The organism is Mangrovicoccus ximenensis (assembly GCF_003056725.1).
In the GTDB taxonomy this organism is placed as follows: domain Bacteria; phylum Pseudomonadota; class Alphaproteobacteria; order Rhodobacterales; family Rhodobacteraceae; genus Mangrovicoccus; species Mangrovicoccus ximenensis.
The window spans coordinates 42,485-67,543 of sequence record NZ_QBKZ01000016.1 but is presented as its reverse complement, the minus strand read 5'-3'; the positions used below and the strand labels follow the sequence as shown (position 1 = coordinate 67,543).

Annotated in this window: 22 protein-coding genes and 1 pseudogene; 17 read left to right on the top strand and 6 right to left on the bottom strand. The window is 67.9% G+C overall.

Annotated features, from left to right (window positions below; genetic code table 11):
* Positions 1–59 precede the first annotated feature (59 nt).
* Entirely contained in the window at positions 60–1,289 is a 1,230-nt protein-coding gene (locus tag C7T91_RS20550; RefSeq protein ID WP_108260887.1) for an SAM-dependent methyltransferase, read from the top strand.
* Positions 1,290–1,438: 149 nt separating this feature from the next.
* Here C7T91_RS20550 and C7T91_RS20545 read toward each other — a convergent pair whose 3' ends face one another.
* Positions 1,439–2,293, bottom strand: coding sequence for a VPLPA-CTERM sorting domain-containing protein (locus C7T91_RS20545; RefSeq protein ID WP_108260886.1), 855 nt, complete (start codon positions 2,291–2,293; stop codon positions 1,439–1,441).
* A 553-nt stretch (positions 2,294–2,846) separates the two neighbouring features.
* Positions 2,847–3,263: a cupredoxin domain-containing protein gene (locus C7T91_RS20535; protein WP_145962958.1), complete on the bottom strand. Its 417-nt coding sequence runs from the start codon at positions 3,261–3,263 to the stop codon at positions 2,847–2,849.
* A 919-nt stretch (positions 3,264–4,182) separates the two neighbouring features.
* Here C7T91_RS20535 and C7T91_RS32790 point away from each other — a divergent pair.
* From C7T91_RS32790 to C7T91_RS20520, 4 genes are all read left to right on the top strand, one after another.
* Complete coding sequence (locus C7T91_RS32790) at positions 4,183–4,323, top strand: hypothetical protein (protein ID WP_161556028.1); 141 nt, start codon at positions 4,183–4,185, stop codon at positions 4,321–4,323.
* 86 nt (positions 4,324–4,409) lie between these two features.
* Complete coding sequence (locus tag C7T91_RS20530; protein WP_108260884.1) at positions 4,410–4,886, top strand: hemerythrin domain-containing protein; 477 nt, start codon at positions 4,410–4,412, stop codon at positions 4,884–4,886.
* Positions 4,887–4,926: 40 nt separating this feature from the next.
* The gene (locus tag C7T91_RS38605; RefSeq protein ID WP_161556027.1) at positions 4,927–5,889 is read left to right on the top strand and encodes a GMC family oxidoreductase; all 963 of its coding nucleotides are present in this window, start codon (positions 4,927–4,929) and stop codon (positions 5,887–5,889) included.
* 32 nt (positions 5,890–5,921) lie between these two features.
* On the top strand, positions 5,922–6,833 hold the full coding sequence (locus C7T91_RS20520) for an SMP-30/gluconolactonase/LRE family protein (protein ID WP_108260882.1): 912 nt from the start codon (positions 5,922–5,924) through the stop codon (positions 6,831–6,833).
* 90 nt (positions 6,834–6,923) lie between these two features.
* Here C7T91_RS20520 and C7T91_RS20515 read toward each other — a convergent pair whose 3' ends face one another.
* Entirely contained in the window at positions 6,924–7,649 is a 726-nt protein-coding gene (locus C7T91_RS20515) for a helix-turn-helix transcriptional regulator (RefSeq protein WP_161556026.1), read from the bottom strand.
* A gap of 635 nt (positions 7,650–8,284) precedes the next feature.
* Between C7T91_RS20515 and dctP the strand changes: the two genes are divergently transcribed.
* The 4 genes from dctP (at position 8,285) to C7T91_RS20495 (ending at position 12,400) form a co-directional block, all read left to right on the top strand.
* Positions 8,285–9,358 carry a TRAP transporter substrate-binding protein DctP gene (gene dctP, locus C7T91_RS20510; protein WP_161556024.1) on the top strand — a complete coding sequence of 358 codons (1,074 nt, stop codon included), beginning with the start codon at positions 8,285–8,287 and terminating at the stop codon, positions 9,356–9,358.
* A gap of 69 nt (positions 9,359–9,427) precedes the next feature.
* Positions 9,428–10,030, top strand: a complete 603-nt coding sequence (locus C7T91_RS20505; RefSeq protein WP_108260879.1) for a TRAP transporter small permease subunit — start codon at positions 9,428–9,430, stop codon at positions 10,028–10,030.
* Positions 10,030–11,331 carry a TRAP transporter large permease gene (locus tag C7T91_RS20500; protein ID WP_108260878.1) on the top strand — a complete coding sequence of 434 codons (1,302 nt, stop codon included), beginning with the start codon at positions 10,030–10,032 and terminating at the stop codon, positions 11,329–11,331. Before C7T91_RS20505 ends, C7T91_RS20500 begins: the two co-directional genes overlap by 1 nt.
* A gap of 127 nt (positions 11,332–11,458) precedes the next feature.
* Entirely contained in the window at positions 11,459–12,400 is a 942-nt protein-coding gene (locus tag C7T91_RS20495; protein ID WP_108260877.1) for a DMT family transporter, read from the top strand.
* 19 nt (positions 12,401–12,419) lie between these two features.
* Here the strand turns inward: C7T91_RS20495 and C7T91_RS20490 are convergent, their stop codons facing one another.
* Together C7T91_RS20490 and C7T91_RS20485 are read right to left on the bottom strand one after the other, a co-directional pair.
* Entirely contained in the window at positions 12,420–13,451 is a 1,032-nt protein-coding gene (locus C7T91_RS20490; RefSeq protein WP_108260876.1) for a LysR family transcriptional regulator, read from the bottom strand.
* 219 nt (positions 13,452–13,670) lie between these two features.
* A complete protein-coding gene (locus C7T91_RS20485; protein WP_108260875.1) occupies positions 13,671–14,807 on the bottom strand; it encodes a C4-dicarboxylate TRAP transporter substrate-binding protein in 1,137 nt (378 codons plus the stop codon).
* A gap of 276 nt (positions 14,808–15,083) precedes the next feature.
* On the opposite strand from C7T91_RS20485, the gene C7T91_RS20480 reads away from it, so the two are divergent.
* The 4 genes from C7T91_RS20480 to C7T91_RS20470 all read left to right on the top strand — a co-directional run bounded on the left by C7T91_RS20480 (position 15,084) and on the right by C7T91_RS20470 (position 18,030).
* A complete protein-coding gene (locus C7T91_RS20480) occupies positions 15,084–15,620 on the top strand; it encodes a TRAP transporter small permease subunit (protein ID WP_161556023.1) in 537 nt (178 codons plus the stop codon).
* Between the two features lie 3 nt (positions 15,621–15,623).
* Positions 15,624–16,931 (top strand): TRAP transporter large permease, encoded by a 1,308-nt coding sequence (locus C7T91_RS20475; protein WP_108260873.1) that lies wholly within the window; start codon positions 15,624–15,626, stop codon positions 16,929–16,931.
* Positions 16,932–17,002: 71 nt separating this feature from the next.
* Complete coding sequence (locus C7T91_RS33705) at positions 17,003–17,257, top strand: hypothetical protein (RefSeq protein WP_201742177.1); 255 nt, start codon at positions 17,003–17,005, stop codon at positions 17,255–17,257.
* Entirely contained in the window at positions 17,209–18,030 is an 822-nt protein-coding gene (locus C7T91_RS20470) for an amidohydrolase family protein (RefSeq protein WP_201742176.1), read from the top strand. The genes C7T91_RS33705 and C7T91_RS20470 overlap by 49 nt, the downstream gene beginning before the upstream one ends.
* A 42-nt stretch (positions 18,031–18,072) precedes the next feature.
* Here C7T91_RS20470 and C7T91_RS20465 read toward each other — a convergent pair whose 3' ends face one another.
* Entirely contained in the window at positions 18,073–19,008 is a 936-nt protein-coding gene (locus C7T91_RS20465) for a DMT family transporter (RefSeq protein ID WP_108260872.1), read from the bottom strand.
* A 356-nt stretch (positions 19,009–19,364) separates the two neighbouring features.
* On the opposite strand from C7T91_RS20465, the pseudogene C7T91_RS20460 reads away from it, so the two are divergent.
* The 4 genes and pseudogenes from C7T91_RS20460 to C7T91_RS20445 all read left to right on the top strand — a co-directional run.
* Positions 19,365–19,943, top strand: a pseudogene (locus C7T91_RS20460) (ABC transporter ATP-binding protein); the annotation flags it as partial.
* Positions 19,933–20,979, top strand: coding sequence for an ABC transporter permease (locus C7T91_RS20455; RefSeq protein WP_108260871.1), 1,047 nt, complete (start codon positions 19,933–19,935; stop codon positions 20,977–20,979). The pseudogene C7T91_RS20460 and the gene C7T91_RS20455, both read left to right, overlap by 11 nt.
* A gap of 1 nt (position 20,980) precedes the next feature.
* The gene (locus tag C7T91_RS20450; protein WP_108260870.1) at positions 20,981–21,895 is read left to right on the top strand and encodes an ABC transporter permease; all 915 of its coding nucleotides are present in this window, start codon (positions 20,981–20,983) and stop codon (positions 21,893–21,895) included.
* A complete protein-coding gene (locus tag C7T91_RS20445; protein WP_108260869.1) occupies positions 21,895–25,041 on the top strand; it encodes a cytosine deaminase in 3,147 nt (1,048 codons plus the stop codon). The genes C7T91_RS20450 and C7T91_RS20445 overlap by 1 nt, the downstream gene beginning before the upstream one ends.
* Positions 25,042–25,059 lie beyond the last annotated feature (18 nt).

The following is a 25,059-nucleotide window of genomic DNA, read 5'->3' as shown; positions in this document are numbered from 1 at the left end:
AAGTGATCCGCGGGCCGCGCCGGTCCGTATCACGCAATATACCCGAGCGAGGAGCAGTGATGGCGGTTCACACCAGTGTCGAGGGGCAGGCGGATCTGCCCCGGTATTTTGCCCGGGTCTTCGGCCAGGCACAGGGCATCAACAGCGGACGGCTGGATGTGGAGCTGCCGGACGGGCGGGTGTTCCGCGTCGAGGGCGCGGCGCCCGGGCCGGTCGCCGGGCTGGCGATCCACGATGCCGACCTGTTCTCGCGCATCCTTCGCGACGGCGATGTCGGCTTTGCCGAGGCCTATATGGAGGGCGGCTGGACGACGCCCGACCTGCAGGCGCTGATGGATTTCATCCATGCCGACAACGACGCGCTGCTCAACGGCTTCCCGGGGCTGGCGCTGGTGCGGCTCTGGGAACAGCTGCGCTTCCGGCTGCAGGCGAATTCCAGGCGCCAGGCGCGCCGCAACATCGCCCATCACTACGATCTCGGCAACGAGTTCTACGGGCTCTGGCTCGACGGCACCATGACCTATTCCTCGGCGCTGTTCGCGACCGGCCAGGAAAGCATGGAGGCGGCGCAGACCGCGAAATACGCCCATCTCGTCGACCAGATCGGCGTCGCGCCCGGCGACCATGTGCTGGAGATCGGCTGCGGCTGGGGCGGCTTCGCCGAATACGCGGCGAAGGAGCGGGGGCTGCGGGTGACCGGGCTGACCATCTCGGAACGCCAGGCGGAGTTCGCGCGGGCGCGGATCGCGCGGGCGGGCCTGTCGGACATGGTCGAGATCAAGCTGCAGGACTACCGCGACGAGACCGGGCTCTATGACGGGGTGGCCTCGATCGAGATGTTCGAGGCGGTCGGCGAGCGCTACTGGCCGGTCTATTTCGACGTGCTGCGCCAGCGGCTGCGGCCCGGACGGCTGGCGACGCTGCAGGTGATCACGGTGGAGGACCGCCGCTTCGAGACCTACCGCAAGAGCGTGGATTTCATCCAGAAATACATCTTCCCCGGCGGCATGCTGCCGAGCCCGTCGGTGCTGCGCGCCGAGGCCGAGCGGGCCGGGCTGCGCGTGGCGCGCAGCTTCGAATTCGGCGAGAGCTATTCGCAGACGCTGCGCCGCTGGCACGAGAGCTTCAACGGCGCCTGGGAGGAGGTCGCGCGCTTCGGCTTCGACGAGCGGTTCCGGCGGATGTGGAATTTCTACCTGACCTCTTGCGCCTCCTCCTTTGCGGCCGGGGTCTGCGACGTGACTCAGATCACCATCGAGAACCCGGTGCCGGTCCGGGTGCGCGCCTGATCCAGCGGAGCGCGCCGCTGGCGCGGCGCGCATTCCTTTCACGGGGCAGGGGGCGGGCCCTTCGGATCGCTGCCGCGATCCGGGGACGCGAGGTGAGGTTGCCGCCATGTCCCGGACAGTTTTGCGGCGGCGCCAGGCTTGCCGGTCGGTCATTCCGCCGCTTTCAGGCGGGGGGCTCCTGCGCCCGGACCGCTGTCTTTCCTCCGAGCGCTTAGGGGGGGCGTTGCGGAGCGAGCATCCGTCATTCGCAAGCGGCTTTTGGCGGCCGCGAGGCCGCCCAGTCCGACCAGCAGCATCGGCAGCGCGGCGGGAAGCGGCACTTCGGCCGAGGCCAGGGCATCGGCGAAGGCACCGGCGGCGGCAGAGGCGCTGTACCCGGCAGCGTAATAGCTCGTGTAGCCCGCCGAGCTGCCCGCTCCGACGGCCAGGTCGAGGCCGATGATGTGGCCGGTATCGCCATGGGCGCCGTTCGGATCGATCGCGGGTCCGAAGAAGGCGTTCAGTTCGTGGCCGTTGTCGACGGAGAAATCGCGGACCGTGGCAACCTGGCCCGGGGCGGTGCCCATGACGACGCTCAGTCCGCTTGCCGCGCTTGCCAGCGTGGCAGCGTGGCCGTCGACCGAGATGACGTCATTGCGGGTGCTGAAACCCTGCTGGTCGGGATCGGTGTTTTCGAAGGCCCGGAGGGAGACGCTGCTGCCGGTCGGGTTGCGGAAGATGGTCTCGATTTTTAGGACCGGATCGTCCGCCAGAATCTCGTAGCTGCGGGTGAAGGACAGGCCGCGATAGGTGCCGCTGGCCGTGATCCTGCCGCCGTCGGAGGACATGCTCGGCGCTGCCATGCCGACGAGGCCGCCGGTGGCGGTTGCCTTGGCGAAGGTTGCGGTGTCGGTGCCGATCTGGAAGCCGAAATCCGACACCCAGGCACCGAGCGCGAAGAATTCGGTCCCGCCGAAGCGGAAGCCCGAGATGGTGCCGCTGCGGTCATTCACCGTGACGGCCAAGTTGTTCCGGCCGATCGTTGCGGCAGAGGCGGGGGCGGCCGCGCGGCGGCGCAGGCAAGGCCTGCAAGGAGGGTCCGCATGGGAAATATCTCTTTCAACTGGTTCATGTGGAAAAGTCGTGAATAAGTTTATCCAAATTTTTTGAAACCTTTGGTTGTGCCGTCGGCGGTCAATTCTTGCCAAAAGGTTAACGCAGGGCTGTGCCTGCTCCGTCCCGGGGGTCTTCCCTTGGCCCGCAAGGACGTTTAGGCAGTCCCGGACCCAGACGGAGCCGTTTCCATGTCGTTCTTCAAGAAAATGAAAGACCGGATGTTCAAGTCCTCCTCGAAGATCGAGGACGGGCTCGAGGCCATCGTCGAGGAGGAAGGCTCCGTCGACGCGCCCGCGGACCCGCCGGTGCCGGACCCCGTTGCCCCGCCGGAACAGGCCGCGCCCGCACCGCTCCCCGAGGTTCCGCCTGCGCCCCTACCGGTGCCGGCCTGCGCGGCCGGCTGGGCGGAGGCTGCGGCGGCGCAGGCCAGCAGAATCCCGGCCCCGAACCCGGCGGCGCGCATCATCGGACGACGAACACGCCGCGGAACCCCTGGGTGTCGAGGCCTTCGGCAAAGAAGGGATACTCTCCCGGGCGCTGCGGAATGAACCAGATGTCGATCTCGCCCGCGTCATCGAACTCGACCGCGTGCAGCCCGTAGGGCTTGACCTCCTTGTCCTCGATGACGACCTGGTCGATCCAGCTGTCGCGGAACAGTCCGGGCGCGAGGATCTTGTACTCTTCCAGGCCGTCGCTGCGGATCCGCCAGCGGTAATAGACGCCGGCCTCGATCTCGTAGCGCGCGACCGAGAACCCCTCGGCGGCGTTCAGCTCCAGCGGTTCCAGCCGTTCGGCGCGCCGCGTCGGATCGTCCCCGGCTGCCGCAGCCGAGGCCAGCACGAGCACCGGGATGAATGGAACGCCAAGCTTCCGTGGCATGCGCTGCTGCCTTTCGCCCTTTCCGTTACGCTGCGGCAAGGTTAGCACCCGGACCGGGGCCAAGGCAAATCGCGTGTGGCCGCCACGCGGCATTCTCTGCGTCCGGGGTCCGGCCCGCGCCTCCGGCGCGCTTGTCCCCGGCGCCGGGACCGGTCGCTCTGCCGCAGCGAGGGCCCCCACAGGAGCCGCGCTGTCGCGTGTCTTTCGCGATCCGGGGCACCGCCTGGCAGCGCTCGAACGACCCCGGCATGGCCCCGCCGGAGCGGAAGGGAAGGCGGGCCGGGTCCGCTTGATCAGGTGGATGTGCCTTGTCTGGCGCCCTGTCCCCTCCTGGCCGCAGCGTTGCAGTTCCTGCAGCGCCCGGCAACGGAGGAGGAGCAGCCGGAATGGAGATTGCGACGAACGTGTTCCGGGCCCTCGGAGCCAGAACCGGCGGGACGGTCGTTCCGTGCAAGACGCGGCCACGGGCCGGCCGGCTGGTACTCTACTCCGGACGACCTTCTCTGCGGATCGGCACGGAAGCCTGCGGGGCCCGTCATCGTCGCGGGACCGCGCCGCGTCCGGACATGCGCTGCTCATGCCGCAGGCCTGTGTCGCGCCAAGCGCCGAACCGGAGAAGACAGATGGTGAGCCGGGCCGTCGCTGCGCTGCGGCCATGAAAGCCGGCGAACGACGCCGGAGCGACCCGCGAGGCGGTCACGCGCTCCGGCTCCAGCCTGTCCGCGTCGGCGGATGGAACGACCGTGGGATCTTTCAATGGTGCAGACCGGGTTTCGCCGGGATCGAGACCCCCGGGCAACAGGCGGTTCCGTGCGAACGACAAGGACCGGCTGCTCCCGATCCGGCAGCGCGCGCGCACCGTCCATGCCTTGCGCGGCCATCTCGCGGCGGGGGAGCCGCATCGGGCGGCGGGGCGCGCTTGCCCCCGCCCTTCCGCGCCGAGGTCGCCCGGGGCACGCTGCCGCCCGGCGCCGTCTGGCAGGCGGCGCTGTGCCTTGGCACGCTCGACCTGGCGGAGACTGCCGCCGGTCCGTCCCTGAAGATCGGCCTCTACCGCTGACCGCCGGCGGAACATGCCCCTCCGATGGGCGGAACCGGCGCGGCGAGAGAAGCGTTGCCGCTCCGACAGCCAGAACGGAGACCGACATGACCTCGATCTACGACGCCATCGCCGCCGACCACGACAAGCACCGCAAGCTGCTGGACACCATCGCCGAGACCTCCGGCGACACGCCGGAGCGCCGCGAGGCCTGGGCCGCCTTCTACACGGACATCAAGTCCCACTCGGCCGCGGAGGAAGAGACCTTCTATTCCAAGCTGATGTCGGAGACCTGGGGCCAGGATGCGGCGCGCCATTCGGTGCATGAGCATGCCGAGATCGACGAAATTCTCGAAGAGCTGAACGGCATGGACATGGCCTCGCCGGGCTGGCTGACGCGGTTCAAGACGATGAAGCACGATTACGAGCACCACATGGAGGAGGAAGAGGACGAGGTCTTCGCCCGCGCCCGCAAGGTGATCGGCAAGGAGCAGAATGACAGCTTCGGCAAGGCCTTCCTCGACCGCAAGAAGACCGAGATGGGCCTTGTCGAGGAGAAGAAGGAAGATCACCTGGCCGACTGAGCCGCGGGCTCAGAGCGGCGCCGCCGGCACCGCGTCCAGCGTGTCCTTCAGCAGCCGCGCGCTCGACGCCAGCGCGCGCGCTTCCTCCGGCGAGAGCTGCGGAGCCAGATCGGCGATCACCCCGGCCCTGCCCAGCACGAACGGCGCGCCCACCGCGCTGGCCTCGCCGCATCTTCTGGCGCTGTCGGGCATCGGCGACGGCGCACAGCTGCAGCGGCTCGGCATCCCGGTCGCCGCCCATCTGCCGGGCGTCGGCCGGAACCTGCAGGATCACTGGAACGCGCCCTTCGCGCTGCGCGTGACGCCGGACAGTTCGCTCAACCACCGGCTCCGCGGCTGGCGGAAATATCTCGAGGGCGCGCGCTACCTGGCGACCCGGGGCGGCTTCCTCGCGATGGGCTCCTCGGCGGTCAGCGCCTATGTGCGCAGCACGCCGGACCGGCCGCAGCCCGACCTGCAGCTGGCAATCCGGCCGATGACCTCGCAGTTCCTGCCCGGCGGCAAGGTCGAGATCGACCCCCTGCCCGGCATCAGCGGCGCCTGCGTGCTGGTCCATCCGGACTCGCGCGGCGAGCTGCGCACCGCCAGCCCCGACCCGATGGCCGATCCCGAGTTCCATCCGAACTACCTGGACGATCCGGGGGATGTCCGGCGGCTGATCTCGGGCATCCGGCTGATGCGCAAGGTGCTCGGCGCCGCGCCGATCGCGACGCGGATCGAGGCGGAGCTGGCCCCCGGCACGGGGCTCGAAACCGACGAGGCGCTGGAGGGCTATATCCGCGGCAGCGGCGGCACCTCCTGGCATCCGGTCGGCACCTGCAAGATGGGCCGCGACCCGATGGCCGTGGTCGATCCCCGGCTGCGGGTGCACGGGATCGCGGGACTGCGCGTCGCCGACGCCTCGGTCATGCCCCGCATCATCGGCGGCAACACCCATGCGCCGACGGTGATGATCGCCGAGAAAGCTGCAGATCTGGTCCGCGGGGAGACGGGCCGGGCCTGACATCCGGATTCACATGGAAAAGGGAGAGAGATGTGAAGACACCTGTCACGATCGCCGACGGTTTCACCCATACCGAGGATGCCCGCTGGCATGACGGCCGCTTCTGGTTCGTCGACCTCTACCGCCACCGCGTCCATTCCTGCCTGGAGGACGGCTCGGATCTGAGGACCGAGGTGCAGCTCGACTGCCCGCCCTCCGGCCTGGGCTGGCTGCCCGACGGCCGCCTGCTCGTCGTCGCGATGCATCACCGCCAGATCATCCGCCGCGAACATGACGGCACGCTCGCGGTCCATGCCGATGCGTCGGATTTCACCCGGTGGGACCTCAACGACATGGTGGTGGATGCCGAGGGCCGCGCCTGGGTGGGCGGGCACGGCTTCGACATCATGGGCGGCGCCCCGCGCGAGCCGGTCGCCGTGCTGCGGGTCGATCCCGACGGCAGCTTCCGTCCGGCAAGCGACCCGCTGCATTTCCCGAACGGCTCGACCGTGATCGACGGCACGACGCTGGTCGTCGCGGAATCCTTCGGCCAGTGCCTCTCGGCCTTCGACATCCGTCCCGACGGCACGCTGTCCGCACGCCGCGACTGGGCCCGCTTCGGCCCGGTGGCCGAACATGATGACCTTCACGAGGCGATGGACGAGCTGGCCGTGGCGCCCGACGGGATCTCCTGCCCGGATGCCGAGGGCGCGATCTGGGTCGCCGACTTCCTGCGGCCGCGCGCCCTGCGCGTCGCAGAGGGCGGCGCAATCCTCGACGAGGTCTCTACCGGCGCGCTGAACTGCTATGCCTGCACGCTGGGCGGCGCGGACGGGCGGACGCTGTTCCTGTGCGCCACCCCGGCCGATTTCGATCCCGGCCGCCGCATCGCCGACCCGAAGGGCGAGATCCAGGCCGTGCGCGTCGACGTGCCCTCGCGGGACTTCGCTCCGGCCATGGCCTGAAAGCGACGGGGCGGCCCTTCGGCCGCCCTGCCATCCTGCATGGCGTCATTGCGGCGGGGAACGGTCGGCAGCCCCGCCGGAGAGCTGCAGCTACCACAGCAGCATTTCGCGGTGGCTGCCGATCGAAAGCCGCTGGTAGATCCGTTTGCGGTAGGACACGACCGTTTCCGTGCCGAGACCGAGATCCGCCGCGATCGCGCCCGCGCTCATCCCGTAGAGCAGCCGGGCGCAGACCTGGCTTTCGCGGGGCGGAAATCCTGTGTCCGCAGACGCGAGGATACCCTCGATCACGGGCAGCGAGGTCAGGGCACGGATGTGGCTGCCCCGCTCGGAGGCCAGCTCCTCGTGGCGCGCCAGCAGCGGCAGCAGCAGGTGCGCCGCCAAAGCGAGCCGGTCCAGCCCGTCACGTGCGAAGGGCCGGTTTTCCCGGCGGACAAGGGTCATGGCGAGAGGCCTGCCACCCTCGCAGCAGCACATCATCAGCCGTTCGGCGAACTGTTCCTGCCGCCAATGCTCGCGCAGGCGGCGGCAGGGCACGGTCGCTGCGTCGGTCCGCAGCAGGAGCGTTTCGGCGCCGTCCGGGGGACAGAGCTGGAGGATGGTGCTGTCCTGCTGCCAGAGACGGCGCTGCATGTAGATCTCGAACTGGCGCCCGGCCCCGCAGCCGCCGTCGAGACTGCCCTTGGCAATGAGCTCCGGTTTTCCGGCATCCAAGGAAAAGACGTGATAATCGTCGACCCCGGCGAGTTCCGACAGCATCCGGGTGAGTGCCCCGTAGAATCCCGAACCGCCCATCGCGGCGAAAAGCGACCGCACGCCCTGCGCGTTCGCAGCGCTGGACTGGCCTTTCGCTCTCCATACCAAGGAATCCCCAATGGCCGAAACCATTCCTGCAACCCCGTTTTCAGCTCTCCGGCGAAACGCGACGAACCCTTTCACGCCCCCAGAATTTTCCATTGTGGAAATTTTTTCGCACGGTTCCGGGGGCATCTTCCTTCCGAATTTGGTAACGGCTCGAAAACATCAAGGCAAGCTTTTCGAAGTTCTTCCGCCAGCATGCGGGTCCGTGCAGGAGCGCGTTGGCCCCGCCTGTCGAAATTATCGGTTTTTCCTATCCGGAACCGACAGGAAGGCGCCGCTTGCCAACTGAACAACGGAATGAATTCTGCCCAAAAGAATATGAAATTAGGAAAAAAAGAAGCTTCACCCCGTCCCGAACCCGTCCTCTCCATTGTCCATTTATTGGAACGATGCCGCGTTCTTTCGCGGAGTGAAAATTCTCCATTGGTCCAGGCGATGGTCAGGACGGGGTGCACCTATAGCTGTCCCCGATGACCGGAGCCCCGGGCAATGGTATCAGTTATGCATGGAAAGCCGCCGCCAGCCGGCCCCCGGAGGCACCGGAAATACAGGAGTGCCCTTTCCACCATGGCACCCAGGGAGGACAGAAAATGACCACATCTCCAATCCTGCGCAGCCTTGCGCTCGCAGGCGCAGGACTCGCCTTTTTCGGGGCAGCTTCTGCCCAAGCGGAAGTTCAGAAGCGGCATTTCGAGATCGTGACCGGAACGCATACCAACAACTTCGTCACGACGCTGGAACTGCCCTTCTTCAACGAAGAGCTTCCGGAACGCTCCGGCGGAAAGATCACCACCAATGCCGTGCCCTATACCGAACTCGGACTGACCGGCTTCGAGATCCTCGAACTGCTGGAACTGGGCACCAGCGACATCAGCTTCGGCGTGATCGGCTATATTTCCGGCACCAGCCCGATCGTCGAGGGCCTTGAACTGCCCGGCCTGACCAACGATCTCGAGACGTTCCGCGCGGCCCTTGCCGATTACCGCCCGCTTCTCGAAACCCAGTTCGAAGAGAACCACCACGCCAAGCTCATGGTGCTCTACGTCCAGCCCAAGCTGCAGGCCTATTGCAAGCTGTCGGAGGCCGAGACCGAGGGCTTCACGCTCGACACGCTGCGCGGCAAGAAGATGCGGGTCCACAGCACCGCCTATGCAAATTTTGTCGAAGGTCTCGGCGGCGTCCCGGTCACCATGGCCTTCGCCGACATCGTGCCGGCGCTGGAGCGCGGCGTGCTCGACTGCGCGATCACCGCGCCGAACGCGGCCTATGGCGCCAAGATGCAGCAGATCACCAACGCCATCGTCGACCTGCCGGCAGGCTACTCCACCCATTTCCTCGCGATGAACGGCGACACCTGGAACAGCCTGAACGAAGACACCCAGGCCTTCATGACGGAGCAGTTCGCCGATCTCGAAGCGCGCTACAAAGAGTTCACCGTCACCGCCACCGAGGAAGCGCTCGCCTGCCTGACCGACGGCCCCTGCGGAATCGGAGAGCCGGGCGGCATGACGCTGATCAGCATGGATGCCGCCGAAGAGGAGGCGCTGAAGCCGACGGTGGAGACCTATGTCCTCAAGCGGTGGGCCGAGCGCTGCGGCGACGGCTGCGCGGCGGAATGGAACGAACTTGTCGGCGGCACGCTCGGACTGACGGCCGCCCCGTAGGCCGGCAGGCGCCACAGCAGGGTGCGCCGCGGGGCGCACCTTCCCCGAACTCACCATTCAGGTTCCCCCATGTCTCTCAGAAAAACCCATGCCGGGCTCGAGAAGGTCGCGCGCGCCGCGGCAATCGCGGGCGGGCTCGGGATGATCCTGGTCGCGGTCATGATCACGATCGACGTCATCCTGCGCAAGTTCACGCCCGTCACGCTGGGCGGCGCGACCGAGATCGCCGGCTTCGTCTTCGCCGCCGCCACCGCCGTCGCCTATCCCTATGCCCTGATCGACCGCGCCAACATCCGTATCGACCCGGTCTACACCCACCTTCCGCCACGCATCCGCGCCGTGCTCGACGCTGTCGCGATGGTACTCCTGCTGATCTTCGTCGCGACCCTGACGAAATCGATCTACGGCGTGTTCTCCAAGTCCTGGAATTCGGGCACGATGACCGTCGGCGTGGTCAGCATCCCGCTCTGGATGCCGCAGTTCTTCTGGATGCTCGGCTATGTGCTGTTCTTCCTGACCGCGCTGTTCCTGGCAATCTGCGCCGTGGTCTCGCTGCTGCGCCGCGACTACGCCCATGTGAACCGCGTCGCGGGCATCCCCAGCATCGAGGAAGCGATCGAGGAGGAAACCCATATCGACGTCTCCCATCACCAGAAGAAGGAGGCCCGGTAATGGCCGCGCTCTGGATTGTCATCGCCATCGTCGTGCTGCTGGTCGCCGCCATTCCGGTCGGCGCCGTTCTGGGCCTGCTGGGCTTCGGGCTTGACGACGTCTACATGAACGGCCGCCTTTCGCGGGCGATCGGCAACATCTACTGGGAGAAAAGCATCGACTTCCTGCTGGTCTCGGCGCCGCTCTTTATCCTGCTCGGCGAGATCATGCTGCGCTCGGGCATCGCCAGCCGGATGTACAACGCCGTTAGCAAATGGCTGACCTGGCTGCCCGGCGGGCTGATCCATGCGAATATCGGCACCTGCACGCTCTTCGCGGCGACCTCCGGCTCCAGCGTTGCGACCACGGCGACGATCGGCGTCGCCGCCTATCCCGAGATCGAGCGGCACAAGTACAACGAGAGCCTGTTCATGGGCTCGCTCGCCGCCGGCGGCACGCTCGGCATCCTGATCCCGCCCTCGGTCTCGCTGATCCTCTTCGGCGTGCTGACCGAGACCTCGATTCCCGAGCTCTACCTGGCGGGCTTCATTCCCGGGCTGCTGCTGGCACTGTCCTTCATGCTCGCGGTGCTCGTCGCCTGCTCGCTGCGTCCGTCCTGGGGCGGGACGCGGGTCAGGACCAGCTGGAAGGAACGCTTCGCCTGCCTGCCGGACCTGGCCGCGCCGTTGCTGCTGTTCCTGGCCGTCGTCGGCTCGATCTATGCAGGCATCGCCACGCCCACCGAGGCGGCGGCCGTTGGCGTCTGCATGGCGCTGCTGCTGGCGGCGGTGAACCGCACGCTGACCCTGTCGATGATCGCCGAAGCCGCGCTCGGGACGATGAAGACCACTGCGATGATCCTGTTCATCGTGCTGGCCGCGCTGTTCCTGAACTTCGTCTTCGCCTTCATGGGCGTGACCAAGGCGATCCTCGCGGTGATCAGCGGCCTCGGGTTGAGCCCGGTGGAGACCATGCTGATCATCGTGCTTTTCTACATCGTGCTGGGCATGTTCATGGAAACGCTGTCGATGATGCTGACCACCGTGCCGGTGATCTTCCCGATCGTCGTGCAGCTCGGCGCCGAGGACTTCACCGGCGTCTGGTTCGGCATTCTCACCGTGATCCTGATGGAGGCCGGGCTGATCACGCCGCCCATCGGCATGAATCTCTATGTCGCGCAGGGGGTGCGAACGCGCGGCGGCAAGTTCGCGGATGTCGCCATCGGCGCGCTGCCCTTCCTGGTGCCGATGCTGGCCATGGCGCTCCTGCTGATCGCCTTCCCGCAGATCGCCACCTGGCTGCCGGACATGGTCTACCGCTGAGCCCCTGCCCTGCCGGTCCCTCTGGTCGGCGGGGCCTCCGCACCGGGCGGCCCCAGCCGCTTGCGATCCTGCCGCATTCCCGGCGGCCCAGCCGCCTGCCCTCCGCCCCATCCACGGAACCCCGCCAATGACGGCCGACCCCTACAGTCCGATCCGCGCGATCGGCTTCAAGATCCTCCATCTCTTCCTGACCGCTGCGATGCTCACGCTGGTCAAGCTGGTCCAGGGCATGCCGGTCACCCAGCTGATGTTCTTCCGCTCGCTCCTCGCGATCCTGCCGATCGTCGCCATTCTGGCGCTGCGCCGCCAGCTGCGCGATGCGATCCGCACCCGACGTCCCTTCGGCCACTTCACCCGTGCGCTGCTGTCGCTGACGACGATGGGCCTGACCTTTCTCGCCGTGCGGTCGCTGCCGCTGCCCGAGGCGGTCACGCTGCAATACACCCAGCCGCTCTTCGTGGTGGCGCTCTCGGCGCTGATCCTGGGCGAGACGGTGCGGCTGTTCCGCTGGGCGGCGGTGGGCTTCGGCTTCCTCGGCGTGCTCGTCGTCACCTGGCCGAAGCTGACGCTGCTCGGCGGCGGCACCGCCATTGCCAGCGATGCCGAGCTGATCGGCGCCGGCGCCGCGCTGACCGCCGCTGCGACGCTGGCGCTGACGCTTCTGCTGGTCGGCCAGCTGGTGCGCACCGAGAAATCCACGACCATCGCGATCTGGCTCGGCATCTACGCCTCGGCCATCCTCGCCTTCACCATCCCCTTCGGCTGGGTCGTTCCGGATGCGCGCCAGGCCGCCATCCTGGCAATAATCGGCCTGGTCGGCGGGCTCTCGCAGCTGGCGCTGACCGAAAGCCTGCGCTCCGCCCCGGCCTCGACCACCGCGCCCTTCGAATACACGTCGCTGATCTTCGCCACCGCCTTCGGCTTCGCCGTCTTCGGCGACATCCCCGACGGCAGCACGATCTATGGCGGCGCCATCCTGGCAGCCGCGGGGCTGGCGATCATCTGGCGGGAACGCCGGAGCATGATCCGGCCGACGACGGCCAGATCGGCGGGGCTGCCTCCGGAATGAGGCCCTGCCCCGGCGCGGCTCAGGCCGCGTCCGGTTTCGGCTCCGGCGGAAGCTCCGCAACCGGAGCGATCTCCGGCGAATAGGGCAATGTGCCTTCGATGCCGAACTTTTCGACAAGCTCGCGCAGGATCACCTTCACCGTCTCCTCGACGATGTCGACGGCGCGCGGCACGGCCTGGGTGCGCTTGCGCGCCAGATAGGCGGTGCGCCGGATCACCGGTTCCTTGATCCGCACCAGCGCCAGGCGCTTCTGCTCGACCTGGCGGTGCACGGCCCCGTGCGGCAGGATCGCATAGGCGCTGGCGCGGCTGACCATCTCGACGATCTGCGGCAGCGAGTCGAGCGTCGCGATCACGTTCAGCTCGATCCCCAGCGAGCGCGCCACCTTGCCCTGCAGCCCGCGGGTCCCGAAGGCATGGTAGCCGGTGGTGATCAGCGGCAGCCGTTCCAGGTCGCGCGCGCTCACGCTGTCGAGCGCAACGCCGTCGGGGCCGATCTCGCCCTCCCAGTTGTCCGGCGCGGTCACCAGGAAGAGTTCCTCCACCAGAAGCGGCTCGAAGCTGAAGTTGGCGTTGTCATAGGCCTCGTAGACCAGCCCGAGATTCAGCCGGTCGCGATCGAGCCAGTCGAGGATGTCGCCGGTCACCGCCTCGGAAATCGACAGGCGGATATCGGGATATTCGGCATAGATGGTTTCCAGGAGCGGCACCGACAGCAGCAGGCTCAGCCCCGGCGGAATGCCGACCGACACCTTGCCCTTCGGCTCCGTGGAGCAGTGCCGCACCTGGGTGACCAGCTCGTCGAGCTTCTCCAGGAGCTCGGCGCCGCCGCGGGCCAGCATGTCGCCAGCCTCGGTCATCTGGATGCCGCGCGCGCCGCGCACGGCCAGTTGCACGCCGAGCGACTTCTCCAGCTTGGCGATCGTCTCGGACAGGGAAGGCTGCGCCATGTTGAGCGCGCTGGCCGCCGCCGAAATCGAGCCGTGCTCCGCCAGCGCCTTCAGATAGAGAAGCTGGCGGAACTTGATCGGATATCCCTGGTTGTGCTGCATGCCCTGTGTCCTCCCTGGCCCGGCCTGCCCGTTGCCCGCGGTCTCCTCCCGGCAGGCAACGGAAATATGCTATAGGTACCGCCTATGATGTAAACGACAAGATCACCGGCACGGCATCCGGACCGGAAAGCGGATGCTTTCTGCCCAAAACCACATCGAAAGGGCGGAGGCCGTCGCCGCCCCCCGCCCCGCAAGACGTCTGGTCCGGGCGGCAGCGGCTCACTTCGTCCCGTAGGCCGCCGGATCGAGATCGTTGTAGAGATTGTCGAGCAGGAGCTGGGTGAACGCGTCCTCGTCGTTCCTGTCCTCCATGCCCTCGACCAGCGCGGTCCATTTCTCGACATAGGGAGCGAAGGACGCGAAGAGCGCCTCGGGATCGGCCACGCCATAGGTGTCGCGGGCAACTCCGGCCATGTCGCCGACGCCGTCATCCACCCATTGCGCGACCGCCTCGCGGATGCTGTCGTCGGGCTCGACCACCTGATGGCCTTTGGCGGCCGCCGTCTCGAGCGCCTTCTGGCTGTCGGTGTTGAAGCGGATCTGGATCTTCGCCTGGGTGCGCGCCGCCAGCTCGAAGACCAGCGCCCGGTCCTCGGCCGAGATCGACGTCCAGAAATCCCGGTTCCAGTTCTGCGCCGGCGAGATGTAGGAGCCGACCCAGTCCAGCACCGTGGTGCTGCGCGAGACTTCCTCCAGCGAATTGTCGATGTTCAGCCAAGCCGCGAGGATGCCGGCACAGTCGATCGAACCGTTCTGCAGCGCCTGGTAGATCTCGTTGCCGGGGATGTTCACCGGGATCGCGCCCAGATCCTGGGTCAGCTTGGCGCTTGCCCCGCCCGGCCAGCGGATCTTGAGGCCGCGGAATTGCTCGAGCGAGGTGACCGGCTGGCGGGTGTTGCAGATGATCGGGTAGTTCGGCGTCGAGAACCCTCCCACCGGCACGACATTCTGCGACAGGTACTCGTCCTGAGCGGCCGGGTCGTGCATCACCCAGTCGGCATAGGCGGCGCCCATGGTGGTCGGGTCCGGCTGCAGGAAGCCGTAGGACGACAGCGCGTTCGACAGCGGCAGCTCGGAGGGCGTGTAGCCCGAATTCTGCGATCCTTCCTGGACGACGCCCGCGCCGATGCTCTGCAGATGCGCCTTCGGCGGGAAGAGCACGCTGCCGGTGAAGAAATCGAATTCTATGCGGCCGCCGGTGCGCTCGGCCATCTGCTCGGCAAACCAGCGTCCGGCCACCACGGTGGTCTCGCCGTCCTGCTGGAAATACGAGATCCGGTAGGTCTCCGCCGCTAGCGGACCGGCCAGTGCAAGCCCGAGCGCGCCTGCCGCCATGAATGTGCTGAACCCCGTCATGTCTTGTCTCCTCCTGGGTCAGATCGTCGGCTCGGCCGGCATCCTCCTCCGGCGCCGGGACCGTCCGTCACCTGCAATCATTAGGCGATAAGCCGGGCCTGCGGGCGGGGTTTCTCCGAGCCATAGGCGGCAGCTGTCCGACGCAAAGGACAATCGGGATGGGTGCTCGCGCACGGAATGGTGGATTGTCGGGCAGAGCGAACCGGCATGCCCGGGCGGGCAGGGAGGCCCGGCGCTTCACCCCCCGGTTGCGGGGGCCGAACCTCGGGAGGAGAGATGAAGAGAACCCCCCTTGCCTGGCTGTCGGAGATGCTGCTGACCGTCACGGCCCTGCCAATGCTCGCGATGATGCTGCATGTCACGCTGGACGTGATCCTGAAGAACGTCCTCAACATGCCGCTCCAGGGCACGCTGGAGATCACCGCCTATTACTACATGCTCTCGATCGTGGTCCTGCCCATGGCCTTCGTCGAGATGGCGCGCCAGTCGATCGCGGTCGACCTGTTCTACCAGATGATGCCGCGCCGCATGCAAATCGGCGTGACCGGCTTTGCGCTGCTGCTGAGCGCCGCGGGCTATGGCGGACTTGCCTGGATCACCTTTCCCGATGCCGTGGCCGCCTTCGAACGCCGGGAAATCGTGATGGGCGCGGTCCGGGTCTATATCTGGCCGGCCCGCTTCCTGCTGCCGATCTCGCTCACGGTCACGGCGCTGGTCTGCCTCGTGCATGCCGCGAACCTCGCCCTCAGCGCGCGGGCCCGGGACGAGCTTGTCCCCGCCGCGCCGCACGATCCCGACCACGGAGTGGACTGACCCATGTCGATGCTTGAAATCGGTTATACCTGCACCGGCCTCGTGCTCCTGCTGATCGCGCTCCGGGTGCCCATCGGCATCGTGCTGATCCTCGTCTCCTTCTGCGGGCTCTGGGCGGCGCTCGGGCTCCAGGTCGCGGTCGGCATCGCCCGCGCCATCCCGTTCGACTTCATCGCCAACTGGAGCTTCAGCGCCGTGCCGATGTTCCTGCTGATGGGCTATGTCGCCTCGCATGGCGGGCTGACCGACGGGCTCTTCGCGGCGCTCAGGATCGTGCTGCGCCGCGTGCCGGGCGGGCTTGCCTGCGCCGGCGTCGGCGCCTGCGCGATGTTCTCGGCGGCCTCCGGCTCGTCGGTGGCAACCTCTGCGGCGATGTCGAAGATCGCCGTGCCCGAGATGCTGAAGCGCGGCTACGACCCGGCCCTCGCCACCGGCACGATCGCTTCGGCGGGGACCCTGGGCTCGATGATCCCGCCCTCGATCCTGATGATCGTCTACGCAATCTTCGCCAATGTCTCGGTCGGCAAGATGTTCATGGCGGGCTTCCTGCCGGGCGCGCTGTCGGCGGCGATGTACATGGCGATGATCATGCTGCGCGCCAGGCTGAACCCGCGCCTCGCCCCGCCGATCGCCTACACCCCCACCGCCGAGGAGAAGCGCAAGGCGCTGCGCGAAGTCTGGCCGCTGCCGACGCTGATCCTCGGCGTGCTCGGCGGCATCTTCCTCGGTCTGATCACCCCCACCGAGGCCGGCGCTGTCGGTGCCTCGATCGCGCTCGTCCTCGCCGCGCTGCGCGGGCGGCTGAACTGGGAGATGTTGCGCAGCGCCGTGCGCGAGGCCGCGCTGGGGACCTCCACCGTCTTCCTGATCGCCGTCGGCGCCACCATGTTCACCAGCTTCATGGGCATGACCGGCGTGCCGCGTTCGGTCTCCTCGGCCTTGCTCGGATTTGCCACGGACCAGGTCACGCTGATCATCATGATCGCCGCGATCTACCTGATCCTCGGCATGTTCATCGAGGGCGTGGGCATCATGCTGCTGACGCTGCCGATCCTGTTCCCGCTGCTGCAGGCCGCGAATGTCGACATGATCTGGTTCGGCATCATCGTGATCAAGCTTCTCGAGGTCGGGATGGTGACGCCGCCGGTGGGGCTGAACTGCTACGTGATCGGCTCCGCCCTGCGCGGGCAGGTGCCGCTGGCCACCGTGTTCCGCGGAGCGATGTGGTTCGTGGCCACCGATGCGGCCACCCTGGCCCTGCTGATCAGCTTCCCGGCCATTGCCCTTTGGCTGCCCGGCGTTCTGGGCTGACCCCCGCCGGTCCCGGGCCGCTGGCCGGCCCGGGACCGCACGGAACACCATTCGAGGGAGGACCATTCCACATGCAAACCAAGCGCCACGAGGGACGGAACGACCCCGTCCTCGACCCCGACCTTCCGATCGTCGATTCACATTTCCATCTCTTCGACCTGCCCGGCAACCGCTACATGCTGGACGACTACCTCGCGGATGCACAGGGCGGGCACAACGTGGTGGCCTCCGTCTATTGCGAGACCCAGACCTTCGCCCGCACAGCGGCAGCGACTGGATGCGGCCGCTGGGCGAGGTCGAATTCGCCAACGGCCTCGCCGACATGACCGCGGCCGGGCAGTACGGCAAATGCAAGGTCAATGCCGGGATCATCGGGCATGCGAACTTGACCTTCGGCGCCCGCATCGGCGAGCTGCTCGATGCCTGCATGGCCGCCGCAGCCGACCGGTTCCGCGGCATCCGGCAGGTCACGCTCGACTATCCCGACGACCGGCCGTTCCGTTTCATCATGTCCGGCAGGCCGCCTTCCGGGCTGCTCGATCATCCCGAATTCGCCAACGGCTTGGCCGAGCTCCAGAAACGCGGCCTGATCTTCGACGCCGCCATCTACGACCCGTCCCTGCCGCGGCTCGCCGCACTGGCCGACCGCTTCCCCGATCTGACGATCGTTCTCAACCACATGGGCAATGCCGTCGGGGTCGGCATGTCCGCGGCCGAACGGGACGGCATGTTCCGCCGCTGGTCCGGCAACCTGCGCAAGCTGGCCGAGCGCCCCAACGTGCTGTGCAAGGTCGGTGGGCTGGGGATGCCGATCTGGGGCTTCGGTTTCGAGGACCGGCCGGACCCGGTCAGCTACGAGGAGCTCGCGGAGACCTGGGCGCCCTATGTCGAGACCGCAATCGAGGCCTTCGGCACACGGCGCTGCATGATGGAAAGCAATTTTCCCCCCGACGGCCGCTCAGCCGGCTACGTTCCGACCTTCAACGCCTACAAGCACCTGCTGCGGCACTGTTCGGATGGCGAGAAGCTGGCGCTTTTCGCCGGCAACGCGATCCGCAGCTACCAGCTCGACCTTCCCCCGCTCCTGGCCGCGGCCTGAGCCACCCGGCAGGCGGCGGCCGTCCGCCTGCCGCTTCCCGGCTCAGGAGGACGGAACGAGCCCGGTCCGGGCGGCCCGCGCCTTGCCGCGGCGCCGTTCGCGCCAGATGATCAGCAACCCGGCCGCGATCACCATGGCCCCGCCGGCCAGCGTGTTCAGCCCGGGAATGTCGCCGAAAACGTAGAACCCGATTGCGGCCGCGAAGATCAGCGACGTGTATTCGAACGCCGCCGTGGCCGAGGCAGGCGCGAATTTGAGGCTCTGGGCCATCAGGAGCTGGATCGTCCCGCCGATGATGCCGGTCAGCACCAGCAGCACCGCTTGCTGCAGGCTCGGCATCACCCATCCGCCGAATGCCGTGAAGGCCAGCAGGCTGGAGGAGACCAGCCAGGACCAGGCCGTGATCGTGGCAGGCCGTTCGGTCCGCACGAGGTCGCCGACCAGGAGCAGCACGGTTGCCACCCCGGCCGATCCGGCCAGCGCCGCCGAGACGCCGACCAGCTGCGCATGGCTCAGCTGCCCCGGATCGGCCAGCAGCGTCAGCTTCGGCCAGCTGACCACCAGGACCCCGGCAAAGCCGAAGGCAACCGCCCCCCAGCGGAAGGCCCGGACCTGCTCGCCAAGGAAGATGGCGGACAGCGCGACGACGAAGAGCGGCTGGGAATATTGCAGCGTCACCGCCTCCGGCAACGGCAGGTTCTGCACGGCGACGAAGGTCAGCCCGGTGCAGGTGACGCCCATCACGGTGCGCCTGGCATGGGCCAGCGGCCGTGACGTGCGGAACATGCCCTTGAGTTCGGACCGCCAGGCGAGAAAGGCGAGGACGGGCAGGATCGCGAAGAAGCACCGGAAGAACATGACCTGCGTGACCGGCACGCCGTCCATGGCCCGCACCAGCGACAGCATGACCACGGTGAGCAGAACATAGAGAACCTTCAGTGTGATCGCGACCAGCAGCGATCTGTCCGATGCAGCCATGGCATTCCCCCGACAGGACATTGCGGCCGGACGCACCGCCGCGCCGGCAGGCCGAAGCTATGCCTGCAACCGGAGGAGGGCGAGGAGCCTCGCCGGACCGGACGTTGCACCCTATGCCCTACATAGGGCTACGCTATGGCAGCAGGGGGCCGTCCTGGCGCACAGCCACCTGCCCATGTCCCCGCCCTGTGCCATGGCCATAGGAATTCCCGATCAAGGCCCTCGCCGTTGCACGCCTCGCGGCAGCGCGCGGAACATGCTTGCATGCCGGAACAGATTTGCCGCCGTGAGAGACACACATGAAGATCCTCGTGCCCGTCAAGCGGGTTATCGACGTGCCCGACAGCGGGAGCGTCGCGCTGAAGGGCGCCGCGCTTGCGGATTGGTCGCCGCGCCAGGCGGTGGCGCAGGGCATCGCCCGCATCCCCGAGGACCGCCACGCCACCGGCACGATCGCCGATTTCGACCTGACCGAGAACGCGATGCTCGAGGATTACGCCCGCCCGCCGATGTCGCGGAAGGGCTGGCTCGACTGGGGCCGGGCGCGCCAGCGCGCCGAGGCGATCATCGAGGGCTATGACGTGCGCTGTCCGGGGCCGTCGGTGCCGATCCGGCTCTTGTCGGGCGGCAACATGCAGAAACTGATCCTCGGCCGCGTGCTGGAGGCCGGTCCGGCGATCATCCTCGCCAACCAGCCGACCCGCGGGCTCGATATCGGCGCAGTCACTTACGTTCACCGCCAGCTGCTGGCGGCGCGGGAGCGCGGCGCGGCGGTGCTGCTGATCTCGGAGGATCTCGACGAACTCCGCGCGCTGTCGGACGTGATCCACGCGATCCATGACGGCGAGCTGTCGCCTGCCTTCGCGCGGGGGGAGATCACGGTGAAGGAGCTTGGCCTGTGGATGGCCGGGCAGGGAGGCCGGCATGCGGCTTGAACCCGTCGAGGCGCCGACGCTGGCGCGCCGGCTCGGCTATCCGGCAGCAGCGCTGGCTGCGACCGTGGTCGTCGCCGCTCTGCTCGCGGCTGTTGCGGGCGGCAATCCGGCCGCCGTTCTTGGCCAGATCGTCGATGGCGCGGTCGGCACGAAATTCGCGCGGCTGGAAACGCTGAACCGCGCGACGCCGCTGATCTTCACCGGGCTCGCGGTCGCCGTCGCCTTCCGCGCGAAGCTGTGGAACATCGGGGCGGAGGCGCAGCTCTATCTCGGGGCGGTCGCCACCGTGCTGATCGGCACGCAATCGGGCCTGCCGGGCCCGCTGGTGATCCCGGCCATGGCCGCTGGCGCGGTGATCGCCGGCGCGGCGATGCTGCTTGGCCCGACGCTCCTGAAGACGAAGCTCGGCGTCGACGAGGTGGTGACGACGCTGCTCCTCAACTTCGTGGTGCTCCTCTTCGTCGGCTACCTCCTGGAGGGGCCGATGAAGGATCCGATGGGCATGGGCTGGCCGAAATCGCCGTCGCTGCCGAAAGAGGCGCGGCTGCCGCGGATCGTCGAGGGGCTTCGGCTGCACTGGGGCTTCGGCCTCGCGCTGATCTGCGCCTTCGGCGTCTGGCTGGTGCAGGCCAGGACCACGCTCGGCTTCGAGATGCGCGCCGTCGGCCTCAATGCCCGCGCGGCGCGCTTTGCCGGGATGCCGGTCAACGCGGTGCTGGCGAAGACCGCGCTGATCTCCGGCGGGCTGGCGGCGCTGGCCGGCTTTTCCGAGGTCGCGGGGCTGAAGGGCAACCTGACCGCCGACATCTCGCCGGGCTTCGGCTATACCGGCATCGTCGTCGCGATGCTGGCGCTGCTCAATCCTCTGGGCGTCGTGGTCTCGGCGCTGTTCGTGGCAGGCATCTTCGTCGGCGCGGACAGCATGAGCCGTTCGGCCGGCGTGCCTTCCTACATTGCCGATATCCTGCTGGCGACCGCGCTCCTCTTCATGGTGCTGGCGCTGATGCTCTCCCGGTTCCGGGTGGTGAGGGGCTGAGATGGACCTGATCGACATCCTGTTGTCTGCCACTTTCTGGGCCGCGGTGCTGCGCATCGCCTCGCCCTTGATCTTCGCCACGATGGGCGAGCTGATCTGCGAGCGGGCCGGCGTCCTGAACCTCGGCATCGAGGGGATCATGGTCGCGGGCGCCTTCGCCGGCTGGATCGCGGTCTATGCCGGGCTGCCGCTCTGGGCCGGGGTCGGCTGTGCCTTCCTGACCGGCGTGATGTTCGGGCTGATCCACGGCACGCTGACCGTGCCCTTCGGCCTGTCGCAGCATGTGGTCGGCATCGGGCTGACGCTGCTGGCGACCTCCGCCACCTATTTCGCCTATCGCGTCGCGCTGCCCGAAGTGTCTTCGCCGCCGCGGATCGAGGCGTTCCAGCCGACCGGCTGGCCCATCCTCGGAAGCCAGACGGTGCTGACCTGGGCGGCTCTGGCGACGGTGGCGATCACCGCCTGGGTGCTTTACCGGACGCCGCTGGGCCTGGCGCTGCGCGCTGTTGGCGAGAACCCGGCGGCAGTGGAGGCCCAGGGCCTTCCCGTTCACGGGCTGCGCATGGGCGCGGTCGCGGTCGGCTCGGGGCTGATGGCGGTCGGCGGCAGCTTCCTGACGCTTTCGGCCTTCAACTCCTTCTTCTTCGACATGGTCAACGGGCGGGGCTGGATCTGCATCGCGCTGGTCGTTTTCGGGGCCTGGATGCCGGGCCGGGCGCTTTTGGGGGCGCTGCTCTTCGCCGGCTTCGACGCCTTCCAGGTGCGGCTGCAGCAGACCGAGCTGGGCGCCGGGCTGCCCTACCAGCTGTTCCTTGCCATGCCCTACCTGCTGTCGATCCTCGCCCTGATCCTGATGTCGCGCCGCGCCGAAGTGCCCGCCGCGCTGATGACACCCTACAACAAGGGGGAACGCTGATGTTCGACCTGATCGTCAAGGGCGGGACGCTGCCCGATGGAACCGTTGCCGATATCGGCATCCAAGGCGACCGGATCGCGGCCGTCGAGCCGCGGCTGGAGTCGGAGGCCGGCGAGGTGATCGACGCCACCGGCGATCTGGTCTCGCCGCCCTTCGTCGATCCGCATTTCCACATGGACGCCACGCTCAGCTACGGCCTGCCGCGGGTGAATGCCTCCGGCACGCTGCTGGAGGGCATCGGCCTCTGGGGTGAGCTGAAGGAAATCATGACGCTCGAGGGGCTGAAGGAGCGCGCGCTGGCCTATTGCGACTGGGCGGTGTCGATGGGGCTGCTGCATATCCGCACCCATGTCGATACCTGCGACGACCGGCTTCTGGGCGTGCAGGCGATGATCGAGGTGCGCGAGGCGGTGAAGCCCTATATCGACCTGCAGCTCGTCGCCTTCCCGCAGGACGGCGTGTTCCGCGACCCCACCGCCTGGGACAACACGGTGCGGGCGCTCGACATGGGCGTCGACGTGGTCGGCGGCATTCCGCATTTCGAGCGCACGATGGCCGAGGGCGCGCGCAGCGTCACCGCGCTCTGCGAGCTGGCGGCGGAGCGCGGCCTGCCCGTGGACATGCATTGCGACGAGACCGACGACCCGATGAGCCGCCATGTCGAGACGCTGGCGATGGAGACGCAGCGTCTGGGTCTCGGGGGGCGGGTGGTCGGCTCTCACCTGACCTCGATGCATTCGATGGACAACTACTATGTCTCGAAGCTTCTGCCGCTGATGGCCGAGGCCGGGCTGGCCGCCATTCCCAATCCGCTGATCAACATCGTGCTGCAGGGGCGGCATGACACTTTCCCGAAGCGGCGGGGGATGACGCGGGTGAAGGAGCTGCGGGCGATGGGCATTCCGGTCGCCTTCGGGCAGGATTGCGTCCTCGACCCGTGGTACTCGCTCGGCACGGCGGACATGCTGGACGTCGCCTTCATGGGGCTGCATGTCGCGCAGATGACCCATCCCGACGAGATGCGCGCCTGTTTCGGCATGGTGACGGGGGAGAGCGCCAAGGTGATCGGCGCCGAGGGCTATGGGCTGGCGCCCGGCTGCACCGCGTCGCTGGTGGTGCTCGATGCCGCTGATCCGGTCGATGCGCTCCGGCTTCGGCCCGCGCGCTTGGCGGTGGTGGCCAAGGGGAAGGTGGTCTCCCGCAGCCCCCGGGCGGACGCGGCACTGTCGCTTCCGGGCCGGCCCGGATCGGTCCGGCGCAGGCCGATCCGGATCGCCGTCACCCGCGCCGAGCCGCGGCTCACCGGCAGCTTCGCCCTGCCCGACCCGCTGGCCGATCCGCTGCAGGATCTGCGCGTCGCCTCCGCCACGGCGCGGGCCTATCGCGTCGCCAAGGGCGAGTTCATCCAGATCCTCGATGTCGACGGCCGCCAATGCACCGATTTCCAGTGCTTCGATGCACGCAAGATCGATCGCGGCATCTTCCGCCCGCTCGACGTCACCACCACCCGAACCATCCAGGGCCACGGCTATCCGATGCCCGGCCTGCACGGGAAATATTTCGACCATGACCTGACGCCGCTCATCGAGGTGGTGCAGGACACCTGCGGCCGCCACGATGCCTTCGCGCTGGCCTGCAACGCCAAGTATTACGACGATATCGGCTATCCCGGCCATGCCAATTGCTCTGACAATTTCAACGCCGCGCTGGCCGGGCACGGCATCCCCGGCCGTCCCGGCTGGATGGCGGCGAATTTCTTCTTCAATACCGCGATCGACGCGCATGGCGTGATGATCGCCGACGAGCCCTGGTCGCGCCCCGGCGATTACGTGCTGCTGCGCGCGCTGACCGACCTGGTCTGCGTCAGCTCGGCCTGCCCGGACGACACCTCCGCCGCCAATGGCTGGACCCCGACCGACATCCATGTCCGCACCTATGGCGCGGCGGAGCGGTTCAGCCGCGCCACCGCCTGGCGCCCCACCCCCGACGAGGACCCGATCATGACCCGCGAAAGCGCCTTCCATGACTGCTTTGCCGCGATGACCGCCGATTTCGCCGACTATAACGGCTTCTGGCTGCCGCAGAGCTTCCCGCAATGCGACGCGGTGGAAAGCTACTGGGCCTGCCGCGAGGCGGTCGCGGTGATGGACCTTTCGGCGCTGCGGAAATTCGAGGTCACCGGCCCGGATGCCGAGGCGCTGCTCAACTGGGTGCTGACGCGCAATGTCGAGAAGCTGGCCGAGGGCCAGGTCGTCTATTCGGCGATGTGCCATCCGCATGGCGGGATGCTGGACGACGGCACGCTGTTCCGGCTCGGGCCGCATAATTTCCGCTGGATCGGCGGCTCGGATGCGGGCGGCGCCTGGATGCGCGAGGAGGCCGCGCGGCTCGGGCTCGACGTGATGATCCGCTCCTCGACCGACCAGATGCACAATCTGGCCGTGCAGGGGCCGAAGTCGCGGGACCTGGTCGCCTCGGTCTTCTGGACCGCGCCGCACCGCCCGGCGCTCGCCGATCTGGAATGGTTCCGCTTCGCCCCGGCCCGGCTCGGCGGACCCGAGGGCGTGCCGGTGGTGATCTCGCGCACCGGCTACACGGGCGAGCTCGGCTACGAGGTGTTCTGCCATCCGCGGGACGGCAAGGCGGTGTTCGACGCGATCTGGGACGCCGGACGGCCGCTCGGGATGAAGCCGATGGGGCTCGCGGGGCTCGACCTGGTGCGGATCGAGGCTGGGCTGGTTTTCGCGGGCTACGACTTCTCCGACCAGACCGACCCGTTCGAGGCGGGGATCGGCTTCACCGTGCCGCTGAAATCGAAGACCGCGGATTTCGTCGGGCGCGAGGCGCTGCTGCGCCGCAAGGAGCACCCGTCGCGGAAATTCGCCGGGCTGGAGATCGAGGGCCAGAACGCGGTGGCGCATGGCGACTGCATCCGCATCGGCCGCGCGCAGGTGGGCGAGATTTGCTCGGCGATGCGCAGCCCCCGCAGCGGCAAGTGGATCGCGCTGGCCCGGCTCGACATTGCCTGTTCGGAACCCGGCACCCAGGTCGAGATCGGCCAGCTCGACGGCCACATGAAGCGCTATGCCGCGACCGTCGCGCCCTTCCCGCATTACGACCCGCAGAAGACCCGGCCCCGCTCCTGACGGGGCCGGACCGGCGGC